This is a genomic window from Pseudomonas sp. RIT-PI-r, from assembly GCF_001297015.1.
Lineage (GTDB): Bacteria > Pseudomonadota > Gammaproteobacteria > Pseudomonadales > Pseudomonadaceae > Aquipseudomonas.
Window position 1 is genome coordinate 44,140 of record NZ_LIGE01000025.1, and the last position, 21,652, is coordinate 65,791.

The 21,652-nt window shown below is 56.0% G+C and carries 14 protein-coding genes; 7 read left to right on the top strand and 7 right to left on the bottom strand.

The genetic code is table 11. The features are described 5' to 3' along the window. Window positions 1–300 precede the first annotated feature (300 nt). The 5 genes from AK821_RS12265 to AK821_RS12285 form a co-directional block, all read right to left on the bottom strand. Entirely contained in the window at window positions 301–1,197 is an 897-nt protein-coding gene (locus AK821_RS12265) for a hypothetical protein (RefSeq protein ID WP_064389883.1), read from the bottom strand. Then, window positions 1,194–3,395, bottom strand: a complete 2,202-nt coding sequence (locus AK821_RS12270; RefSeq protein ID WP_064389884.1) for an AAA family ATPase — start codon at window positions 3,393–3,395, stop codon at window positions 1,194–1,196. Before AK821_RS12270 ends, AK821_RS12265 begins: the two co-directional genes overlap by 4 nt. Window positions 3,396–3,646: 251 nt before the next feature. Next, window positions 3,647–5,791, bottom strand: coding sequence for a DEAD/DEAH box helicase (locus AK821_RS12275; protein WP_064389885.1), 2,145 nt, complete (start codon window positions 5,789–5,791; stop codon window positions 3,647–3,649). Between the two features lies 1 nt (window position 5,792). Next, entirely contained in the window at window positions 5,793–7,409 is a 1,617-nt protein-coding gene (locus AK821_RS12280) for a HamA C-terminal domain-containing protein (RefSeq protein WP_064389886.1), read from the bottom strand. Window positions 7,410–7,779: 370 nt separating this feature from the next. Continuing rightward, window positions 7,780–8,694: a LysR family transcriptional regulator gene (locus AK821_RS12285; protein WP_034154182.1), complete on the bottom strand. Its 915-nt coding sequence runs from the start codon at window positions 8,692–8,694 to the stop codon at window positions 7,780–7,782. A 269-nt stretch (window positions 8,695–8,963) separates the two neighbouring features. On the opposite strand from AK821_RS12285, the gene AK821_RS12290 reads away from it, so the two are divergent. The 4 genes from AK821_RS12290 to pgm all read left to right on the top strand — a co-directional run bounded on the left by AK821_RS12290 (window position 8,964) and on the right by pgm (window position 15,201). Next, window positions 8,964–9,986 carry a zinc-dependent alcohol dehydrogenase family protein gene (locus AK821_RS12290; protein ID WP_064389887.1) on the top strand — a complete coding sequence of 341 codons (1,023 nt, stop codon included), beginning with the start codon at window positions 8,964–8,966 and terminating at the stop codon, window positions 9,984–9,986. A 546-nt stretch (window positions 9,987–10,532) separates the two neighbouring features. After that, the gene (locus tag AK821_RS12295; protein WP_064389888.1) at window positions 10,533–11,999 is read left to right on the top strand and encodes a hypothetical protein; all 1,467 of its coding nucleotides are present in this window, start codon (window positions 10,533–10,535) and stop codon (window positions 11,997–11,999) included. Between the two features lie 49 nt (window positions 12,000–12,048). Further along, window positions 12,049–13,470, top strand: a complete 1,422-nt coding sequence (locus AK821_RS12300; RefSeq protein ID WP_064389889.1) for an aminotransferase-like domain-containing protein — start codon at window positions 12,049–12,051, stop codon at window positions 13,468–13,470. Between the two features lie 84 nt (window positions 13,471–13,554). Continuing rightward, complete coding sequence (pgm, locus tag AK821_RS12305; RefSeq protein ID WP_064389890.1) at window positions 13,555–15,201, top strand: phosphoglucomutase (alpha-D-glucose-1,6-bisphosphate-dependent); 1,647 nt, start codon at window positions 13,555–13,557, stop codon at window positions 15,199–15,201. Between the two features lie 125 nt (window positions 15,202–15,326). Here the strand turns inward: pgm and AK821_RS12310 are convergent, their stop codons facing one another. Continuing rightward, on the bottom strand, window positions 15,327–16,022 hold the full coding sequence (locus AK821_RS12310) for a pirin family protein (RefSeq protein WP_064389891.1): 696 nt from the start codon (window positions 16,020–16,022) through the stop codon (window positions 15,327–15,329). A gap of 276 nt (window positions 16,023–16,298) precedes the next feature. Between AK821_RS12310 and AK821_RS12315 the strand changes: the two genes are divergently transcribed. Next, a complete protein-coding gene (locus AK821_RS12315; protein WP_064389892.1) occupies window positions 16,299–18,773 on the top strand; it encodes a UvrD-helicase domain-containing protein in 2,475 nt (824 codons plus the stop codon). A gap of 49 nt (window positions 18,774–18,822) precedes the next feature. Here the strand turns inward: AK821_RS12315 and AK821_RS12320 are convergent, their stop codons facing one another. Further along, window positions 18,823–19,095: a DUF1652 domain-containing protein gene (locus tag AK821_RS12320; protein ID WP_064389893.1), complete on the bottom strand. Its 273-nt coding sequence runs from the start codon at window positions 19,093–19,095 to the stop codon at window positions 18,823–18,825. 264 nt (window positions 19,096–19,359) lie between these two features. Here AK821_RS12320 and AK821_RS12325 point away from each other — a divergent pair, with 264 nt between their 5' ends. Together AK821_RS12325 and AK821_RS12330 are read left to right on the top strand one after the other, a co-directional pair. Next, on the top strand, window positions 19,360–20,175 hold the full coding sequence (locus tag AK821_RS12325) for a helix-turn-helix domain-containing protein (RefSeq protein WP_064389894.1): 816 nt from the start codon (window positions 19,360–19,362) through the stop codon (window positions 20,173–20,175). A 52-nt stretch (window positions 20,176–20,227) separates the two neighbouring features. After that, a complete protein-coding gene (locus AK821_RS12330; protein WP_064389895.1) occupies window positions 20,228–21,634 on the top strand; it encodes an NAD(P)/FAD-dependent oxidoreductase in 1,407 nt (468 codons plus the stop codon). Window positions 21,635–21,652: the final 18 nt, after the last annotated feature.

The window sequence follows — 21,652 nt, forward strand, 5'->3', positions numbered from 1 at the left end:
TTTGGCTGATCACGTTGCGGTCTACAAAATGTACGAATTTGATCATTGCTATTTCCTGTTCATTCTCAGATAGCTCCAGGCCAACTGCGCAGCTTGAGAGTATCCTTCGCTAAGCCGGAGGAGAGCTCCTATAAGCGAAAAAAGTAACCGTCCGGTAGAACACAATCATGTTATGCCATGGCGCGAGCAAGATGCCCTTGTTGACGGTTGCGGTGGAGCATCTACGATGCTTTTGGTGTCCGGGATCAGTTGACCACTACAAATCGCCTAGACCTCCCCTGGCTGCACAAGCTCGGCAAGCTATGCCCCCAAACGTTGGTATTTCGCTAGTAATCGCTCAACTTCGGCAGCCAACAAGTCTTCCACCATGGCCGAATATTGCTGATCAGGCGCCGCATAGGCGTAAAGCGCATCAACCTGCTGAAATGCCAGGTTCTGCAAGTTTGTGGCATGTGGCTCAGGCATGGTGATGGCCAGGTCGAGTTGGCTCTCGATAGTGGCGATCTGCGCTTTGATCTCACGCCAGCGTGCGGTGCGTTGCTCCACCAAGCCCTGCCGGTTCAGGCCAAAGACTCGGTAGGTGTGGTGGCCGTAGGGGTCAATCTGACCGGCATGCGCTTGAGGTCCGACCACGCTCAGCTCTTGCTCCAGCATCCACTTCAAGTGCTGCTTGGGGTCGCGTCGAGTAGGATCAATGAGCGCGGGGTCTTCGGCTTCGTGATCATCACTCGCACCAAAGGCGCGCTGTGGCCCCAATATGGGAAACAAATCGCCTTTACCTAAATAAAACTGTCCCTCGACCTCATCTTCCAGTGGGGTTTGTTCGGTTTGCTGAGCGTCCTGGTAGCGTCGTCGATTACAATCGATGCAACTGGCAAGTAAGTTTTCCCAGCGCGCGGCGAGCCACCAATACCCTGGGTGCTCAGGGCAGCCAGCAACGCGTCCTTTCGGGCGGAAGTGCTCAATATCGGTCGGTTGAACGGCCCGAATGCTGGACTCGCAATAGGCACATTTGCCAAAGAACAACGTATTTAATGCCGTGGCAACATCATCCTGTCGATAGGCCTTGAATTTGAACTTAGTGGTGGTAGTAGTCCTAAAGTGTTGGGTCGCCCGAGCACGTTCGCGGGCGGCCAGGCTTGTGGATCCGGCTAGGGATGCTGGGACGGGAACATCCCGTCGATCTACCCACCTCATGGCCGGCGGCTCCGTTGCAGGGTCTTAAGCTTGGCCAGTACACCTTGCACGGCCTCCTCTCGGACTTGACCACGAGCAACCTCGGATGACGCATTCATTTCCTCAATAAAGCGGCGCAGGGCTTCGTTGAGGATCTGTTCAGCAGGCGTGTCACCGAGCCAACGAAGATGTCCAAGCGTTCGCTGATCATGGTGGGACAGCGCAGAGCGAGCGTGGGCAGGCAATGCGATTTGTTCCAGTACCTGTTCCAGATCAGGGTCGGCGGTGCTCGACAAACCAAAATAGTCAGAGGTCAATAACTGTTCTGCACGAAGCCCTCGGACGTCCGGCAGGTCGTTCAGGACTTCGATAGTTTGCGTTTCGTTTCGCACAAGCACCTTGACTTCATCGCCGCGCATGCCACGTAAACAGAGTGGGTCATGGGTAGTCACAATAAACTGCACATTGGGCATCGCCCTTCGCAGGGCGGACATCACCTGCAGCTTCCAGCGTGGGTGCAAGTGGGTTTCGATTTCATCAATCAACACGAGCCCGCGCGCGTATTCCAGATCCCCCCATTCCTCAAGCATGCCGCGCATCACTGCCAACACCATGGCCATCAGTGAACGGTAGCCATCGCTGAGTCGCTCCAGAGGCGTTTCACGGCCGTGCGCATGAACGTAGAGTCGACCCTCGGCGTCCCTGCCGATGTTGTCGTCGTGCTTCAAGATCAGGACCTCTCGCATTGCACGTGCAAGGGCGTCGAAGCTCGCGTCATCAAGGCTCTGTAACCAACGGCCTGGATGGGGCAGTTTGGCAAAGGGGTCGAACAATGATTTTACTGCCGAAATGTGCTGTCGACGGGTCGTTTCTTTGCCGAAGAACCGGCGTGCACCGAAGGCGAATAACACTAGCGCGGGTTGTTCTTCACCGACGAAGCGCTTGGTCAAAGGGTCGATGTGGAAGCGAATCGGCTCGCCAGTGTCAAACTCGAGAACCACCTCCGGGGTAACGGTATCGTTCAAATACCATCCTTCCACTTCACGGGGAAGAAAGTCTTCAGCAGACACTCCTAACCGAGTGCGCATGGTATCGCCCATTAGGCTGAGCGCCACAGCCTGGAGGGTCGTACTTTTTCCGGTGGAGTTCTCCCCTAGCAACGTGGCACACGGCGCGCCCGCTTCATCTGGGGATGTGGCAGGAATATCGAGGTCTAGCTGGGGAATACCCTTGAAATTGCGGATGCTAATGCGGCGCAGGAGTGAGGTTCGTGGCTCGGGGCGCAGCGGCAGCGTGCGCAACTCGGAAACTAGCTCGAGTGGCTCGTCATGTGCGTACAGGGTTTGGGACGTCGCCGAGTCCAGAAGCTCTTGCCATTGTTGATCGTCAGCGCCATAAACTAACTCGATGGCATCCTCCTCGATGCTTTTTAACTTTGGCTTGGCAAGCTTGGCTGACTGGGCATAGCGAGACATGAGATTAAAGAAAAAGATACGGGCTACGCCAGAGAATTCACTACTATCCTCCAGTTCCGTGCGGAACTCTTCGTAGTCCCCTTGATAATCTCTGCCTCTTCCTATTTGTAGCAGGTCTAAGCAGCGTTGAAGTTTTTTTGCTCTGGCGTAAACCAGTTCACTTCGATTGAGTGCAAGCGTGTCAATGGTGCCTCGACCTACAGGGCCCACGCCGATAGCCGTTCCATTGAACTCGAAGCGAAGGTGTTTATTGGGTTCTGTGTTGCAGGGGTTGATTAACAGCGCCTGCTCAAAAGTCTCTGTTTCCGACCAAGTGCTGCGGATTCTGGCGCGAGGGCCTTCCACGGGAAATATGTTGCGTTTGCTGCGGTTACATTCGACACAGGAATGAAATAAGTTCTCCCACTCATAAGCGAACCAACTGTAATGGTCAGAACTATGGCTCTCGCTTTCACGCCGATCGTTTTGTAATGCATTACTTAACGGTCTGTGATGCACAATCTCTGTGGGGTTCTTCCCATGGAGGGCGGTCTCACAATATGCACATTTGCTGAGGAAAACCCTGTACAGCGCCTCTTGGACAAGTGCAGATTTCCAAATGTCGGGCTCAAGTGGTGGGCGTCGACGCGCGCGCTCTTCAGGAGGTAGGCGGTAATGGTCAGCCAGTCGTTCCTTGGCTCTGCGTACCTGCTCGTCGGTCAGTGGCCTAGGGAGTGAAGCGCGTTTGCGTAAGACTCTCATCATGGGTGTGGTGTCTCCTTTCCTTGCGCACCGTGGTTGGCGGTTAACCCTAACGAGTCGGTTGGCAAGTGATTTTGTGCCCGCTTGAGAGCGGTTGATAATAAGTGAAGTCGTTGTTAGGTGACGGTATCTGTCATGCCCAAGTGATATGAGCTTGCCGACGCAATTTGGGAAATAGATCTCTTATCCTTCAGAGCACGCGCTACGACTCTAGAGGGCGTCAGGGTGCGGGTGAGTGGCCGCAATACTCCCTGTTAGATTTCGTCTACAGCCCACCTTACGATGCTTTTTTCGAAGTGTGTCAACGGCGCTGATTCGATTCTAGGTGCCCATGCGCGTAACTTGTCGAGTAGTTGGGTAAGGTTTTCTGAAGGTAAGATCGCCCCTTTGAATTTCGAGGAGATCTGCGTCGGCACACCGTACTCATCCAGCGCGGTGAGCAGCGGATCATGGAACAGGTTTTCAAGCTGTTCGGCGAAAAAGCCAAAGTCCCCTGGCTCGATGCCCCTGCGGGTCAAAACGTCCGCTTGGATCTTGCTCAGCGCCATGATGTCTCGGGGAAGGCGGTATGAAATGACGTTGCGTATGAGCTTGAGCCGTTGCCCTATCGACTCGCTGGGAGTCCGGTCGGAGCCATCCTCATCAATCGCCTGCTGGAGATAGGCCTTGAAGTCTTTCTGGGCTCTGAGGGCATTGATATGCCAAGCGAGTTGCAGCCCTGAATGGATACCATACTCCGGCAGCCGATGAGGAAGGTGCTCATAGATCAGAGTACAGAGATACTCAAGTTGCTTTTGCTCTGGGTTACCTTTCCACGTGAGCCATACGCGACCCAGCGCGAGCTCTCGCAGAATGCGGTCGGCCAATTCGACCTGACGTTCGACTGGAATGTGCCTGTTTTCGATCAGCGTCGCGACGGACAGCTGAGGAGTCGCATAGGCAGCCTCAAGACGCTGCCGCGACTGGTCGGTGAGGTATTCGGGTTCGAGTTTCATGAGCAGTCCCATAGGGGACGCCCCGTCTTGCAAGCCGATTGGGTACTCGACTATGAGGCTCTTCTCCTCTGGTGGCTCTTCCAGCATATGAACCTTACCGATGAAGTATTGATTCATTCGCCCGGCGCGTCCGGAAATATTCTTGAAGGTGAAAAAATCAAAGGGACTGTTGTTGATTCTTCGGTCATAGATGATGACGTTCTCTGCCGACGTGTTCACCCCCTCGATCATGGTGGACGTGCAGATGATGTAGCGAATGGTTCGCTCGTTGAACAACTTCACAAAATATTGCTGGATGGCCCTTGGTACGCCACCGTGGTGAATGCCGATGCCTAGCGAAATCGCCTTCGCTACGTTCCAGGCAGGATGGTAGTTATCCGCGATCCATTCTGAAATTTCACGGGTGCCATCAAGCGCAGAGAAGTCCCCCTCATCGATTAAATATTGCGCGACCCGATTTGCGCTTGCCGGTGACTGGCAGTAGATCAGGGTCGGGGAGGTGATCTGCGAGCACAGCGCAAGAAGCTTATCCTTTCGCGTGTCGCCGCGCGTTCGCAGGTTGTAGTGCGTCACGTCGACTGCCACGGTCGAGAAGTTCGAGGGAATGAAATTGTACTCATACCCATCCAGGCCTTGGATGTTTTGAATGTGTGGGCCGAGTAGATAAAACTGAGCATTCAGCTTCGCAAGCTTGTGAAAAGCAAGGCTGAGATCAATAGATCGATTCTTTTCGTCAGAATCGCTGGCAAGGTCGAGCTTGTAGAACTCGTCAATGACAAAGAAATCAACATCACCTAGGTCATCACGCTGAAGCACCCTCTCCTGGGTCAGCAAGTACACATTGATAGGGGCATCTGTTGCCGCTTGGCTAGGGTGCGTGATGATGTTGCACTGCTGACGAAAGCGCCTGACCAGCCGCCGACGAGTTTCATCAATGAGCGCTATCGTAGGCACGATCACTACAACCTTTCGGAACTTGCCCTGTGCGAGGACAGCATCAATCACAAGGCTCTTACCGACGCTGGTCGAGGCACTTAGTACGACGTTTCTGCCTTGCATCAACAAATGGAAAACATGTGCCTGCAGGCGATGAAAAACCATGCCTTTCTCAATCCCTTCCACTCGATGAACCTCATAGGCCAACCGGTCGGGGAACGAAACGCTCTCCACATGTGGGGTAATGTAGGGGAACAGTCCAACGGTACGAACTAGGCTGAGCAGCAACGACTGTTCGACTTCATCGAACAGCTCGAACTTGTCAAGCGCCCGAATGACCAGGTCACGGCCCTCCCATTCGGGATGACCCTTGTTCACGATAGAGCTCATCCCCATGAGCAGGCCGGATTTGTCACCTTTGAGATCGTAAAGGTCCTCTAGCTGCTGTTTGATGAGATCGTATTTCATATCAGCTAGCAGCCTTGCAGAGCACATTAAATTTCTGAACGAGCTGGTGGATGCTCTCGATCGGCACCAAGAAGACCACTACCCGGACTTGTTTGATCTTTGACGGTAATGTATTGGCCAGCGCATTGTAGTGCTGGGTAACCTCTGTCTTGAGGTTGGCCAGATAATCAGACAGGTACCCCTCGGACAACGCGTCGCTGTCGTAGGCGAGCAGGATCGGGAAGCACAACACACTTAGCATTTCCTGCGCAGGAGCATTGCGGTGCAAGGCCTTGTTGAAGGCTTCGGCCGTGGGTAGGTGGTGATGAGGCTCGCGGAGCGTGATAATGATCTCTCGCTCCTCAGTTAGCGCTGCTCTGGAGATGGTGGCATCGAGCACATCGCAAATTTCTTTCAGTGTCTGATCCATCGTTCCGTTGGAAATCATCCGCGACAAACCAAGCCATAGCTGGTCTGCTTCACCCGGTTTCTGGACGATGTGCGCATTGCCGAACTCGGAAAGCTTGCCGTTGACCGCGTAAAAGACCTTACATGCGATTGGCTCGCTGTGTTCCCGACTTCGCAGGATGGCATGCAATATCAACTCTGCAATCAATCGATCTCGAGGTACGGCGGCTTGGGTCAACGTGTTGATTGATCGCGCCAACGCCGTTGGCGTGTGGTGTATCTGGAAATTGGCGATTTCGCTCGCACGTAAACAGAATTCAGGCAGCCACTGCAGCAAGTGCTCCGCTAGTTGTTGGGATCGCCATTCCTCGAAATCGTAATCAACGTCAAAGCCAGAAAGAGTACGTAGCAAACCGTCCTCCGTGGTCGTGTGAAACTCCACCAAGAACGGATCAGGCTTGGTCTTGTAGGGTTTAGCAAAGGCGGCAGAGTGCTGGGCAGCTGCACCAAGTAGAGCTTTCAGTCGCGAGAGGGCCGCCATACGACTGATTATTTTCTTCTCGGGCACGGTTTTTACATCAGCAGTTGCAGCATCGTCGGCCCAAGCCAGGAAGGCATCGTAGATATCCTTTTGCTGGCGATGAGAAGGGGTCTCTCCGTACAGATCGATAACCTCTGCAAGAACACGCAGATTCGTTGCCTCCAGCGACGAAACATCACCGCAAACCTGCCAGACGAAGTTGTCTGCCCAATAGGAAAAGTCACGCCCTCTGGCAGATACGGTCTTTAGCTGCTTGGCCAGCGTCAGCCCCCGCTGGGTGGCTAGATCGGGAGTAACCCGTCTGCTCAGCTCCTTGGCGAAATACTCCAGAGCCTTTGCGATATCGCGTTTGGACACGATTCTGAAGCAGGCTATGCCCGGCCGCACATCGCATTTTAATGATTTCTGAAACAGGGAGGAGTCAGCTTTTTGCTTCTCCAAGGTGATGCATTCAGTCAGGTTCCACTTCTTATCATTTTCTGTGGTCTTGACCTGAATGTACTCATTGACAGTCTCCCCAGCATTCTCAGAAACCGCAACGATGTCATCAGCAGTTTCGCATTCCACCTGGAGATAGGTACTGTCACGCAGCATCTTCAAAATAAACGCAACGGCGACGTGATCCTGGTATTTGAAACCCTGTCGAGCTGCTGGCCCACCCTTATTTGAAGGGCTTGGAATACTCACCATGACGTCCTTGTATCGATGAAGAAGGTTGGCGGCCGGGCTTTGTGAAGAGCAAGCGCAAGCTTACGGACACATCCATTGATGGCTCCACGCTACCATTATTGGCGATCACTCGACTATCCCCACTTGTTCTCGTACGGAGGTTCAGCCATTAACTGAGGTGATCGGACAGCGCTCGACGGCGGCTGGGAACAGCAAAGGGTGACTTTTTCGAGAAGGGGGCTGTTGGACCTCAGGCTGGGGGCATCCTTTTCAAACCATCCATAGCATGCCCTCAGATATGCCCCCGGGCGCCTCATCCACTGGAATTAAATGGATCTCCATGGCCTAGAAAAGCCAGAAATGATCAGCTAAACAGCCTGCCCGACAACGCCTAAAGACTATCCGGATCCCCAAAAAACATCTGAATCCGCGACCGCAACCATCTCTCCCCCGGATCATTATCCTGCGACCCACGCCACGCCATGTGCAGCTCAAACGTACGCGTCGGCAACGGCGGATCCTCCGCTCGCACACCGCCAGCCGCTGTCAGCGCATCCGCCGTGTAATCCGGCACGGTCGCAACGATATCGGTACCCGCCAAAAGCGTACTTAACCCGTTGAACTGCGGCACGGCCAGCACCACATGCCGTTTGCGACCCAGTTTCTCCAGCTCTTCATCAATAAACCCACTGAGGTCGCCGGCAAACGAGACCAGCGCATGTGGCCGCGCGCAATAGTCATCAAGACTCAGGGGCCCCGGCACGGTATCGGCGCGCAGCAGTTTAGGCGCGCTGCGACGCAAGACCTTGCGCTTGGCGTTGGCCGGCAGGTCGGTGGTGTAGCTGACACCAATGGATATCTCGCCGGAGGCCAGCAGGCCCGGCATCAATATGTAATTGACGCGACGGATCACCAATACGATTCCCGGCGATTCAGCACGCAGGCGTTTGAGCAGCATCGGCAGCAGGGCGAATTCGACGTCATCGGACAAACCGATCCGAAATACCGATGTGCTGGTCGCCGGGTCGAATTCGGCCGCGCGGCTGACGGCGGTCGAAATCGAATCGAGGGCCGGCGAGAGCAGGGCGAAGATTTCCACCGCGCGGGCAGACGGTTCCATGCTGCGCCCGGTGCGTACAAATAGCGGGTCATCGAACAGGCTACGCAGGCGCGAGAGCGCCGCACTGATCGCAGGTTGACCGAGAAACAGCTTTTCCGCCGCCCGGGTCACGCTGCGTTCGTGCATCAATGTTTCGAATACGATCAACAGGTTCAGGTCGACACGACGCAGGTCATTACGATTCATCTGGAGTCCTGGCAGAGTCATCAAGCTTGACGAGAGCGGCCATATGAGAACAATGGCCGGCATGAATATTACGGTGAAAGGCTGGTACTCTGCACCGGAAAATTCAGCTTTACTGAGACGGTGGCAGCAGTTTTTCATGGGTTTTGCCAATGCCGCCCATACTGCGGAATCAATGACAGGCATGTCGACTATTAATAGCCACTGATAGTCTTGGGTCGAAAGCCCAGATAGAGTTCATGGCATTAGAGGTTACTTTGACGAGGTTTGCGATGTCCCGCACGATCCGTTTTCACAAGTTTGGTCCCGCCGAGGTGCTCAAATGCGAAGAGCATGCGGCCGCTCAGCCAGGTCCTGGCGAAGTGCAGGTGCGTGTCGAAGCGATCGGCATCAGCTGGTATGACACGCTCTGGCGTCAGAACCTGGCCTCGTCTCAGGCTCGCCTGCCTTCGGGCCTTGGCCATGAGATGGCCGGTGTCGTCACCGCAGTCGGTGCCAATGTCGAGGACCTGTCCGTAGGTGACAAGGTCGCCAGTTTTCCGGCTGAAAGCCCGAACGACTACCCTGTCTACGGCGAGCAGATCGTATTGCCACGCACTGCGCTGACCCGCTATCCGGACGTGCTCAGCCCGATCGAAGCCAGCGTGCATTACACGCCGCTGCTGATTGCCTACTTTGCCTACGCCGATCTCGCACGGGTCAAGCCGGGGCAGTTTGCTCTGGTCACTGACGCCAGCCATTGCGCCGGTCCGTCCTTTGTCCAACTGGGCAAGGCCATGGGTGTACGGGTGATTGCCGCGACGAAGTCAGCGCAAGAACGTGAATATTTGCTGTCCCTGGGCGCCGAGAAAGTCATCGTCACCGAGGAAGAAGATCTGCTGATGCGCGTCAACAAGATCACTGACAACCGTGGTGTTGACGTGGTGTTCGACGGTCTGGGTGGCCCGCAGATGTCGCTGCTCGGCGACGTCCTGGCACCGCGCGGCAGTCTTGTCCTGTATGGCCTGCAAGGTGGTAACCAGACGCCATTCCCGGCGTGTGCAGCGTTCCAGAAGAACATTCAGTTCTTCGTCCACTGCATCGGCAACTTCACCGGCAAGCCGGAACTGGGCATCACTCAGGATCATGTCGCGCTGCAACGTGCCCTGCGTGACATCAACCAGCTGACAGCCGATCGAGTGCTGGAGCCGTTGAAGACCCGGGTGTTCCCGTTCAACGAGTTCGTCGAAGCTCATCGCTACATGGACGAATGCCCATGCCGCGAGCGGGTCGCACTGCAAATCGAACCTGCGTGACCCTGCTGAACAGAGTCCGTGACCCCACGGACTCTTCTGTGTTTATCCCTCCCCAAATGAAAGCCTGCCTGGTTTCGCCTGTGCGGCCGTTCAGCAACTGAACTGGTTTTTGCTTTCGATCTGTATCTTCTAATCGTCATATAAGCCCTGATAATTGAATGATTACTTTCATCTCAAGGAATGAGCCATGTCTGTGCATTCTATTTGTCCTGTGCAATATCAAACGGCTACTTCTGTGCGCTTCGATAATTTCTGTTTAATTGTTGTAGGGCGTTTCCGAGGCAGCGTCTTTTTTTCTTGTACTCAATTGTCGTGGGACGTTGTCGGAAGTTTCCTAGGGTATTTTTTATGCAAAAAATATCCTTCTATAACAATGTGTTAATGGCGCTGATTGTGCACTGACCAGTCTTTGATTGCTCATGTGTTTCAAATAACTACGATCGCGTAAGTGTTAGCATTCAAGCGTCTATTACTTATTGATGAATTGTTGTGCGACTGACCTTTCAGTGCGCGCGGCATGAAACTATTGATACCGGGTAAATACCGATGACTACGATCCATGATCAGGCAATGAATTACGTCTACCAGCAAGTTCTGCAACGGTTATTGAGCTTCTTCTCCCGTGCAGAGCGGACGGCTTTGCAGCTGTTGATCCAGCGCCTGCTGGTGGCGGCCGGCGGCATGGAACACATCGGATCCTTCAAGGTGCTGGTGATCCAGTCAGGCTCACGGGACAGTTGCTACACGTTGGCATTGCTGCGAGCCGCGCAACTGAGCCTTGCAGGTCGGGCGCCGGCGACCTTTCAATTGCGCGTTGCCTCTTTGCGCTTGAATGGCAACAGCCATGGCGCACTGCAGAACATGCATCGCAGCTACGGCGCGCTGTTTCTCTACGACGATCCTCGGGTCGAGTTATTGATGGTGGATCAGCGACAGGTTGCTCCCTTCGATTTCCAGTCGGTGGTCAGTGAAGCCAGTCGCGAGGCTAATCGCGTCAATCTGCTGATGTCGGGGCATCGCCGAACCTCGAACGAAATCCTCGAATTATGGGATGACGCCTACCTGGCTACAGCGGAGTTCTACAGCCAGATCGCTCGCTGGAACAACGGTGTCGACGCGATGATCGGCGCTGAGCCTCCTCGTCGGCAGACACTGTTTCTGGAAGGACTCAATCGGGCGGCACTCAAAGCCGGGATTGGCGGATTACCGGCGAATCATCGCGGTTTCGAGGCGTTATTTCCGATGCTTGACGGGCTGGGTAGCGACTACTACCGGCATTTTTACACGGAGGGCGAGCAATTGCCGTGGCGTCCGGAAGGGCAGTTCGAGGCGTGTCGTCGCTCCAGCTTCATCGACATCAACGACATGATTGTCGGCAAGCTCGAAGAGCGCTGGCCTTTGCTCAGTGACTTCCTCGGATTTCAGGCCGACGACCTGACGCTGCATCAAGGTGATCACGAGTTCGTTGAGCCATTGGTGGCCGCGCACCTGCATGGATTGCACGCGAGTGTCATCGAAGACCAGACCTATGAGAGCGGTGTCGCCGTCTATCTGCAAGACACCCTCGCAACATTGCGCCGCAATCAGGTGCCCGAGCCGGTTTGTGAGCATTTGCTGGCAACCTACGGCAACCTGCTCGATCTTGAACAGCGGCGAATACACGCTGCCAGTCACTTGCAGGAAACCTTCAATCTCAGTGAAAACCAGCTGACGTGTCTGCTGTTTGCGCCCTTTATCGACAGTGGCGCGGGGCTGGAAATATTTCTGCGCAAATGTCATCCGGGCATGCTCGTGGCATTGCCGGATTTACACCGTGCCATGCAAGGCTTGCATGCCCCGGAACAAGTGATGAAGTGGATGACCGAGGTCAGCGGGCTACCGGTGAAATTGATTGCCCGTTTGTACGCCATGAGCGCAATCCAGATTCCTGAGTCGCCAGAGCAGCAGAGCTCGCAAAAACCGGCGACAGCTGTCACGCAAACGGCCGCAAATGAGCGGTCGGCGGAAGGTTGAACGTGATTTCTGCGAGAGTCGCAGTGCAATGGCTCGCGGATCCGCAGCCATGAAATCCCGGCGGGAAAATGATTTCGCGTATCAGGCGGTTTATCGATATCTGACCGTGTTGATCAACGCCTCCGTCAGTGGCTGTGCGCTGCGTTTACCTTCATTAAGGCAGTTGGCGGAGCGTTTGAATGTCTCGATCTCGACCATTCAGTACGCCTATTCGTTGCTGGAGAAAGAAGGGCGGGTCTATTCGGTTGCCAAGTCCGGCTATTACGCCCAGGCGTCCGCGCTGATGGCACCAGCTGCCAACGGTAGCGACGTGCTTGAAGCGGTGTATGGCAATGCGCGCCTCCCAGGAATGTGCGTACTGAGTGCAGATGAGCCGGCTTCATTGCAGTCTCTGGACAGTCCGCTGTTGATGCTCGAACGCGAGTTGCTGCGCCAGTACCCTCGCCAGCCACAATCATTGGCGCAGCCCTGTGGTGAACTGGAGCTGCGCACGGTTCTGGCCGCGCGATATACCGTTTCCCCGGTTAACTGCTGGCACGCGGATGACGTGTACATAGGCGCCGACCTGCGTTCGGTACTGGAAATTCTGATCTGCGTACTGCAGTTGCGAGACGTGACGGTGCTAGTGGAGTCACCCTGCGACTGGGTGATCCTGCGACTGTTGGAAGCCGCGCAGGTGAGGGTAATCGAATTGCCGTTGCAGGCTGACGGTCAGCTTGATCCGCAGCAACTGGTGATGCTGCTTCAGTCCGAACGAGTCGGGTTGATCCTGCTGTCTTCGTCATTGAGTTTGCCGCACGGCAGTCTCGGGCCGGACGCCAATCGGCAGTTGATTGCCCAACTGCTCGCCAACCATGGCACCTGGGTGCTGGAGAACGACTGCAGCAGCGAATTGGCCGACGAGCCATGCGCCCAGCGCCTGCGCGACTGGCTGGATCCTGATCGGTTGCTGGTGTTTAGTGCTTTCGACAAACTTATCGGGGTCGAAGCGCCCTACGGTTTTGTCTTGTCACGGCAGTGGCGCACCGAGTTGCAACGGCATTTCCTGCTGCGCTCGTTTCGATTGTCGGCGACTCGCCAGAAAGCCCTCGCACGATTGTTTGCGAGTGGCCGCATCGACCAGCATTTGCAGGTGCTGCGACGTTTGCTCAAGGAGCGTCGAACGCAATTGATCCACTTGCTGCGTGAGCGTCTGGGCGATGCGCTGCAGATTGTCGAACCGCAAGGTGGCGCAACCCTATGGCTACGTTCGATACGTCGGGTCGACATGAACGAAGTGTTCCAGCGCCTGCTCAGACAGCAGATCGTTATCGCCCCCGGTGAACTGTTCAGCCTCAACGGCCATTATCCACATCACCTGCGCTTGAGCCCGATCAGTCACAGTGATCACGATCTGCCAGATGTGGTAGGACGGGTCGCCGATGCACTGCGACTGGCCTCGGCGACTGACGTTAAAAAACATCTGAGTTGATCCGGATACATCCCATCGCACTGCGGTCAAACTGCCAGTAAACTGCGCTGTATTTCCTGAACCACTCGATCTCAGAGGTTTTGCATGACACTCAGTCCTTTTGCGGGCAAACCGGCACCGGCAGAATTGTTGGTCGATATCCCGCGACTGGTAACGGCCTACTACACGGGCCAACCTGATGCATCGGTTTCCACTCAGCGAGTGGCGTTCGGTACTTCCGGACACCGCGGCAGTTCCTTCGATTTGAGTTTTAATGAATGGCACGTTCTGGCGATCAGCCAGGCCATCTGCCTGTACCGCGAAGCCCAGGGCATTACCGGCCCGTTGTTCGTCGGCATCGATACCCACGCCTTGTCGACCCCGGCCGGCGCCAGTGCGCTGGAAGTTCTGGCAGCCAACGGTGTGACCGTGATGATCGCCGAGGGTGACGAATACACCCCGACGCCCGCTATCTCGCACGCAATTCTTTGCTACAACCGTGGCCGTACCTCGGGCCTGGCTGACGGCATCGTCATTACGCCGTCGCACAACCCGCCGCAAAGCGGTGGCTACAAATACAACCCAACCAACGGTGGTCCGGCCGATACTCACATCACCAAGTGGATCGAAGCCAAGGCCAACGAACTGCTGGCCAACAAGCTGGCCGGGGTCAAGCGCATCAGCTACGAGCAGGCGCTCAAGGCTGGCACGACCCATCGCCACGATTACCTGAATACCTACGTTGCCGACCTGATCAACGTCATCGATTTCGATGCCATCCGTGACGCCAAATTGCGTCTGGGCGTTGATCCGCTGGGCGGAGCAGGGGTGCGCTACTGGTCGGCCATTGCCGAGCACTATCGTCTAGACCTGGACGTGGTCAACAAGGAAGTCGATTCGACTTTCCGTTTCATGACCGTCGACTGGGACGGCCAGATTCGCATGGACCCATCGTCCAGCCACGCCATGCAGGGCTTGATCGGCTTGAAAGAGCGTTTCGACGTGGCGTTCGCCTGCGACCCGGATCACGACCGCCACGGTATCGTCACGCCGTCCGGTGGTTTGCTGGCGCCGAACAACTATCTGGCCGTGTCGATTGATTACCTGTTCCAGAATCGCCCGCAATGGCGTGCCGACGCTGCCGTCGGTAAAACCGTGGTCAGCAGCGGTCTGATCGATCGCGTTGCCAAACGTCTGGGACGTCGCTTGTATGAAGTGCCGGTCGGTTTCAAATGGTTTGCCGAGGGTTTGTTCGACGGCTCGCTGGGTTTTGGCGGGGAAGAGAGCGCCGGCGCGTCGTTCCTGCGCAAGGACGGTGGTGTCTGGAGCACTGACAAGGACGGTCTGATTCCGGCCTTGCTCGCGGCTGAAATGACTGCCCGCACGGGGCGCGATCCAAGCCAGGCTTATCGCGCGCTGACCGATGAACTGGGCGAGCCGTTCTCGGTGCGTGTCGATGCCAAGGCTAATCCTGAACAAAAAGCCTTGCTGAGCAAACTGTCGCCGGCACAGGTCACTTCCACTGAACTGGCAGGCGAGAAGATCCAGAGCATCCTCAGCCACGCACCGGGTAACGATCAGGCGATTGGTGGCTTGAAAGTGATGACCGAAAACGGCTGGTTCGCAGCGCGTCCATCCGGCACCGAAGACATCTACAAGATCTACGCCGAAAGCTTCGTCAGCGACGACCACCTCAAGCAACTGGTGGCCGAAGCGCAGACGTTGGTGGATGGCGCTATTTCGACCAAATGATCCGAGCCTGCAGATAACCCAGTAGAGAGGGGATAAATCTCCCCAAAATACGGAGTTTGCAAAGCGAAGATAAAAAAGGGGCAACCGTCATGGTTGCCCCTTTTTTGTGGCTCGCGTTCAAACGATCAAGCCAGATCCACCAAAACGATTTCACTGTCTTCAATCGCCGTGACGGTCAGCACCTGCTCATGCGCAACCGCGACACCGTCTCGAGCTTGCGCACGCAAGCCGTTGACTTCAATCACGCCGGTTGCTGGCACCAGATAGGCGCGGCGTCCTTCATCCAGTCGATACTCTGCGGTTTCCCCAGCCTTGATATTCGCAGCCACCAAACGTGCATCGGCCCGAATGCGCAGGCTCTGGTCATCGCCGTCCTTGCCGCTGGCCAATGTCACGAAGCCTTCACGCTCGCCCTTTGGAAACGGTTTTGCACCCCACGAAGGCGGCGCGCCGGTTTCGGTGGGCAGAATCCAGATCTGGAAGATCTTGGTGTCATGCGCTTCCAGGTTGTACTCGCTGTGCGCAATGCCGGTACCGGCACTCATTACCTGCACGTCGCCCGCTTCAGTACGGCCTTTGTTGCCAAGATTGTCCTGGTGAGTAATCGCACCTTCACGGACGTAAGTGATGATTTCCATGTCGCGGTGCGGATGCTGCGGAAAACCGGTACCTGCGGCGATGATGTCGTCGTTCCACACGCGCAGATTGCCCCAGCTCATGCGCTGCGGGTCGTAATACTCTGCGAACGAAAAATGGTGATGAGCATCCAGCCAGCCGTGATGGGCGCCGCCCAACGAGCTGAAAGGTCTGAGTTCAAGCATGATCGTCTCCTCAAAAGGTTCGTCATGGGGCGCGATGGATGCACCCGACGCGAGACCTTGGTTTATGACGGCGATCATCTATCAGTTAACCATCGATAAAAAGCGTAAAAAGTGCGGCATTATTATCTAATTTATTGATGAGAACGCCACTCGAAATCGTCTGGTCTCACCTTCAATTGATCGCCTAAACCAATGACCTGTAAGCATTTCGCTAGAACTCAACGGCAAATACAGACACCATAGACGCAACAGCCTCACACACTGGAGCCCGTCAGCGTGGCGCAACACACTCCCGATCTTCCCTCCGAGCTTCGCCCTTTGGCCGAGATGCCATGGTTCAAACGCTTGGCCGCGCGCTTTTTTGGCCACGGATTGACGCGATTGCGCGCCCAGCATCGTGCTTCATGGTTGCATGGCCAGGCAGATGGCTTTCGCAGCGGGCACACCGCTGGCGTCGAATATGGTTTTAGAGAAGGCAAGCTCGAAGGTCTGGAAGAGGGTCGGCAAGTCCTGCTGATCCGCGACAGCCGAAGCACCGAGCATCGTCCGCCGAGTGTCGACAATCATCTGTTCGACGATTGGCGGCTGCCGCTGACGGCCGAGCTGAAAAAGCGCATGAAGGCCGATGTCGCGCGTTTGTTGCCTGAGCATGCGCAACCGAGCGTTGCGCAATGGAAAATGATATTCAGCGATACGCCGTCGACCTCGGTGGTGGCTGGCGCCGGTGCCGGCAAATCCACCACGCTGGTGTTGCGCATCCTGCTGTTGACCCATTACCTCGGCTTCGAGCTGGACTCGATGACGGTGGTGACCTTCACTCGTGAGTCGCGTAAGGATTTCGTCAATAAGTTGATCGAACTGTTCGCACTCTGGGGTCAGGCACTCACACTGAAACAGGCGCGCGAGCTGGTGCGAACCTTTCACTCGCGGATCTTGCCGATGATTCGCAGCCTGCCCGGATTCGAGCGCTTGCAGGCATTCGAGAACCTTAGCCTGCGGCCACAGGGCGGCGACGAGGAGGTTGATAGCAATCCGTTCGACCTGCGCATCAACGATGCGCAACGCCAACAATTGAACACCTGCTATCACCGTTTATTCAACGAGGACGAGCGTTTCCGCCAGTTGATTCAACCGCTGTCGCGCGCAGGATTGCAGCTCAAGGAGCTGGAGCGCGATCATCCTGACGTACAGAAACGCATGGCGGTGACCGAATTGGCAGCCAAGCGCGACGAGGAACTGTGCGATGCCATCGAGGATCTGTGGTTGCGCGCCGGCGCCTGGCCGATCAAAGGCATTGAGCCGAACCGGCAGACCTTTGATATCAATGGGTCGACGTTCCATTGCCACGGGTATATTCCGACACTCGATGCTTGGGTAGTGCTTGGCTTCGATCCCCGGGAGAATCCTCAGGCTTGCCGCCCCAACGCCAAGCTGTCAGTTCGGGCGGAGTGGGCAGTAAAGCGCACCCTGTTTCAAGCTTTCTGTCGTAAGACATTGATCTGGATAGATAGTTACGAATCATCAAAGCGTGTTTTAGCGACCCTGGCAGGCGATGCCAGCGCGGGGCCCGGGTTCGACTACAAGGTCAAAGGCGAGTTGGCATCGGCGCCTTTGCTCGATTGTTTTGTCGCCGCCGCAGGCTTTATCGAGAATCTAGGGCTGGATGTTCCGGACGCTGTCGGGCGCATGAGTTTTGCCAAGGACGACCCGGACCGGTTTTTCTTTGAAGCCCTGAGCCTGTTCTGGCGGGCGTTTGAAGATCATTTGCTGGACCAGAAACCGCCGGTGATGACGTACAACCGCATGTTTGCGCTGTTCAGCGAGCATTCGCCAGAGAATCTCAAGCTGTTGAGTGATGAGCTGCTGCGGCCGATGTCGCACCTGATGGTCGATGAATTTCAGGATGTGTCGCCACAGATCGTCTCGTGGATCCGCGCCAGCCTGACTGAAATCCGCAGTCGTGGACCGGCGATGCACGTTGGTCGGGGAGCGCAGCGCTCGTCGTTGTTATGCGTGGGGGACGACTGGCAGTCCATCTACGGATGGCGGGGCAGTTCGCCGAGTTATTTCATGGAGTTCAACAAGGAATTCCCGTCGCCGAGTACCACGCGGGTGATGCTCAGTGAGAATTATCGCAGTCATCAACACATTATCGACGCGGCCGAGCACATTGTCCGGGCAGCGCCGGCGATTCCCGGCAAGAAGGCCAAGGCCAGCGGCGAGCCGAAGCATTTGCAGCCGGTCAACGTTCTGCAACGTGATGATCAGGACTTGGGGCGGCGCCTTGCCGAACACTACCGCCAAGGTCATTCAATCTTGATGTTGTATCGAAAAAGCAGCGATAAGTCATTGATTGAAGAGCATATTCAAGCAGTAGTTAATGTTGATTCGAGTTTACCGTACGACGCTCGCAGGCTGAAGCAATTGACTTATCACAGTGCCAAGGGTCTGCAAGCCGATGCAGTGTTTCTGCTAGGTGATTGCCAGCATCTGACCAGTTCGCCTTACAAGAATCAGGTCTACCGCATGGCCGGGATGGGCAAAAATGGCGACAGCGAACCGTATGACACGGCGCAAAAGGACGAAATCCTGCGCCTGGCTTATGTCGGTATTACCCGCGCTGTCAGTCATTGTTATTGGTATGTCGAGCCGCAGGACACTCAGGCCGTTAACATGCCACGGGCTTCCGACCGGGTAAGCAAAGGCAAAGCGTTCTTCGCCGATCACCGACTGGAAAAGTCTATCGCCTGACCAAAAAAAAGCCCGCAAGAATGCGGGCTTTTCGTTTTTAATCAGATGCTTATGCGTAGCTCCTGAGGGACTCTGGAGGTACAAAGGCTTCCAACTCATCCTCCACCGCTTCAATAATTCGCTCGACATCAGCGGCATTCATCACCGTAGCGCACGGTATGCCGGCGATGGCGATCATCGTTTCACCACTGACTCGATCGAACAAACGGGCAATCATGCTGCCCGGCGCATCCATTGTTGCCTCGAAACCCATGGGATGAAAATGCCAGCGCATCAGCTGGCAAGCGTTGGGGAACGTGACTTTGCTTGACCCTTTATTCATGTGTTGCCCGCCTTCTTCATCGAGCGCTTCCGTTTGCTCATGTTAGGTGGGAAGAGCCTTCATTGGCTCAACCGGTGACTGACATTAAAAGTAGCATCTCGATGTGAAATTCCTGTGAGAGTTTTCAGTTCATTTGGCGATTGCTTTGATTTTTTTGATGTATGTCACGCTCGTTGAGCGTCATGGTCAAATGGCCACTATCTATGGGCCATTGCTGCCAGTGTCGAATTTGGGCAAGCTCGACTCTTTTGCGATGAGCATTTTATGCACGCCGAAGACGACGGCCCCGACCAGAGCGAAGCCACGTCCGCCACGGTCATGCGCTACCACTTGAGCTGGAAGCATCGGGATCTGGACAGCGTGATGGCGCTGTATCACGCGGATATTCAATACAACGATTTTTTTCAGAACCGTGTTCTCGGCCTTGAAGAGTTACGCGAGTACGTGCGCGTCAGCATGCCGCGAGAATCCGACGAACTGCTCGAGCATTGCGATCGAATTCGCGTGGATGGCAACACCGCGTTCATTCAATACGAAGTGACTCTGCGTGGCGGTGAGGGGCTGGTGTCATTTCGTTCCAGCGAAGCGATCACGGTCAGGGACGGGCTGATCTGGCGCGTCAACGAATATGCTTCTCTGGTGCGCACACAAAGCAATGGCAGCACCGCGGCGAGCCAGCGGCCGGCAGTCAGTCGCCTGGGTTTGTCGCCACGCCAACTGAGTTTCATGGCTGAAGACTTGCAGCAATACTTCGAAAGACAACAAGCCTATCTCGATCCCGAACTCGACCTGCAGCGGGTAGCGAAGGAGTGCGGGTACAGTCGCAATCAGATTTCCTACCTGCTCAATCAGGTGTTGGGGCAAAGTTTCTACCGTTACGTCAATCAGGCGCGCCTGCAACATTTGCTGCGTTCGCTGGACAATGCCGCGCCACCCGTGCGCATCGATGAGCTGGCGTTCGCCGCCGGGTTCAATTCGTTATCGGCGTTCTACAGCTGCTTCCGCCAGCACACCGGGCAGTCACCGAAGGCTTACGCCAAACAAATTTCTTTGCGGACACGCGCGCAAGACATCGGCTGAGCTCACGCACTAGGATCGACGCCATCGAAGGTTTTCAGTGGCGGAGTCTTGCATGCCGGCGTGGCGCACTATCAGTTTGTGGATGGATCAACTCGATGAGCCGCTGATTGCGCGGCCTGAGCTTGAGCGGGACCTGGACGTCGACGTGGCGATCATCGGCGCCGGCTACACCGGATTGTGGACTGCGTATTACCTGAAGAAACTGGCCCCCGGCCTGAACATTGCCATCGTCGAGGCGCAAACCGCCGGCTTCGGTGCTTCCGGCCGCAATGGCGGCTGGCTGATGGGGAATCTGCTCGGCGAGGATCGGCTGCTGGCTGGTTTGTCGCCAGAGCAGCGCCGAGCCTCGTTCGACCTGCTGCACAGCATTCCCGATGAAGTCGAGGTTGTCCTTGAGCGTGAAGGCATCGCCTGCGATTACCGCAAGGGCGGCGTTCTTTACTGTGCTGCGCGCTATCCGGAACAGGAAGCCACCCTGCGCGACTACTTGAGCAAACTGCACGCCCAAGGCTTGACCGACAACGATTACCGCTGGCTCAGCCCCGAGCAACTGGCGCAGCAGATCCGCGTGGCCAAGCCTTATGGCGGCATTTATGCGCCGCACGTGGCGACCATCCATCCGGCCAAACTGGTGCGCGGTCTGGCGCGGGCCGTGCAGAACATGGGTGTGAAAATCTACGAAAACAGCCCGGTCACGCATTGGCAGTCGGGCAGCCTCCGTACTGCGAAGGCCAGCGTGCGCAGTCACTGGATCGTGCCGGCAGTCGAAGGTTATTCGGTGACCTTGCCGCCGTTGGGTCGCTATCAGTTACCGGTGCAGAGCCTGATCGTCGCCACCGAGCCGTTGTCTGCCGCCACTTGGGATGAAATCGGGCTCAATCGCGGGCAAGCGTTCAGCGAGTTCAGCCGCCAGGTCACGTATGGCCAGCGCAGCGCCGACAATCGCCTGATCTTCGGCGCCCGTGGCGGCTACCAGTTTGCCGGCAAGCTGCGGCACAACTTTGACCTGACCCGCGATGAAGTCGAACTGCGCCGTTATCTGTTCGGCGAGCTGTTCCCGCAACTGAAAAACGTGCAGATCACCCACGCCTGGGGCGGCAACCTCGGCATGTCCCGACACTTCAAACCGCACATGCTCTGCGACCGCGCCAACGGTATTGCATTGTCCGGCGGTTATGGCGGCGAGGGCGTTGGCGCCAGCAATCTCGGCGGCCGTACCTTGGCGGATCTGATTCTGGAGCGCGACAGCGAACTGACTCAACAGCCATGGGTGCTGCCCGACGGCGCGATTCATGCGTTGCGCGCGTGGGAGCCGGAGCCATGCCGCTGGCTCGGTTACAACGCAATCATCAAAAGTTTTGTCCACGAAGACCAGACCCTGGCCAACCCGGCGACCGCGCCATGGCGGCGCAAGCTTGCCAGTCAGGTGGCGGGTTTCATGGAAGGTTTCATGCACTAAACGTCGTTTATCGAACAG

What these genes read in the sequence shown, in the direction of transcription:
- AK821_RS12290 (WP_064389887.1), top strand. Translation starts at nt 8,964, where the DNA reads ATGTCCCGCACGATCCGTTTTCACAAGTTTGGTCCCGCCGAGGTGCTC.
- AK821_RS12325 (WP_064389894.1), top strand. Translation starts at nt 19,360, where the DNA reads ATGCACGCCGAAGACGACGGCCCCGACCAGAGCGAAGCCACGTCCGCC.
- AK821_RS12295 (WP_064389888.1), top strand. Translation starts at nt 10,533, where the DNA reads ATGACTACGATCCATGATCAGGCAATGAATTACGTCTACCAGCAAGTT.
- AK821_RS12300 (WP_064389889.1), top strand. Translation starts at nt 12,049, where the DNA reads ATGAAATCCCGGCGGGAAAATGATTTCGCGTATCAGGCGGTTTATCGA.
- AK821_RS12310 (WP_064389891.1), bottom strand. Translation starts at nt 16,022, where the DNA reads ATGCTTGAACTCAGACCTTTCAGCTCGTTGGGCGGCGCCCATCACGGC.
- pgm (WP_064389890.1), top strand. Translation starts at nt 13,555, where the DNA reads ATGACACTCAGTCCTTTTGCGGGCAAACCGGCACCGGCAGAATTGTTG.
- AK821_RS12270 (WP_064389884.1), bottom strand. Translation starts at nt 3,395, where the DNA reads ATGATGAGAGTCTTACGCAAACGCGCTTCACTCCCTAGGCCACTGACC.
- AK821_RS12285 (WP_034154182.1), bottom strand. Translation starts at nt 8,694, where the DNA reads ATGAATCGTAATGACCTGCGTCGTGTCGACCTGAACCTGTTGATCGTA.
- AK821_RS12275 (WP_064389885.1), bottom strand. Translation starts at nt 5,791, where the DNA reads ATGAAATACGATCTCATCAAACAGCAGCTAGAGGACCTTTACGATCTC.
- AK821_RS12265 (WP_064389883.1), bottom strand. Translation starts at nt 1,197, where the DNA reads ATGAGGTGGGTAGATCGACGGGATGTTCCCGTCCCAGCATCCCTAGCC.
- AK821_RS12280 (WP_064389886.1), bottom strand. Translation starts at nt 7,409, where the DNA reads ATGGTGAGTATTCCAAGCCCTTCAAATAAGGGTGGGCCAGCAGCTCGA.
- AK821_RS12330 (WP_064389895.1), top strand. Translation starts at nt 20,228, where the DNA reads ATGCCGGCGTGGCGCACTATCAGTTTGTGGATGGATCAACTCGATGAG.
- AK821_RS12320 (WP_064389893.1), bottom strand. Translation starts at nt 19,095, where the DNA reads ATGAATAAAGGGTCAAGCAAAGTCACGTTCCCCAACGCTTGCCAGCTG.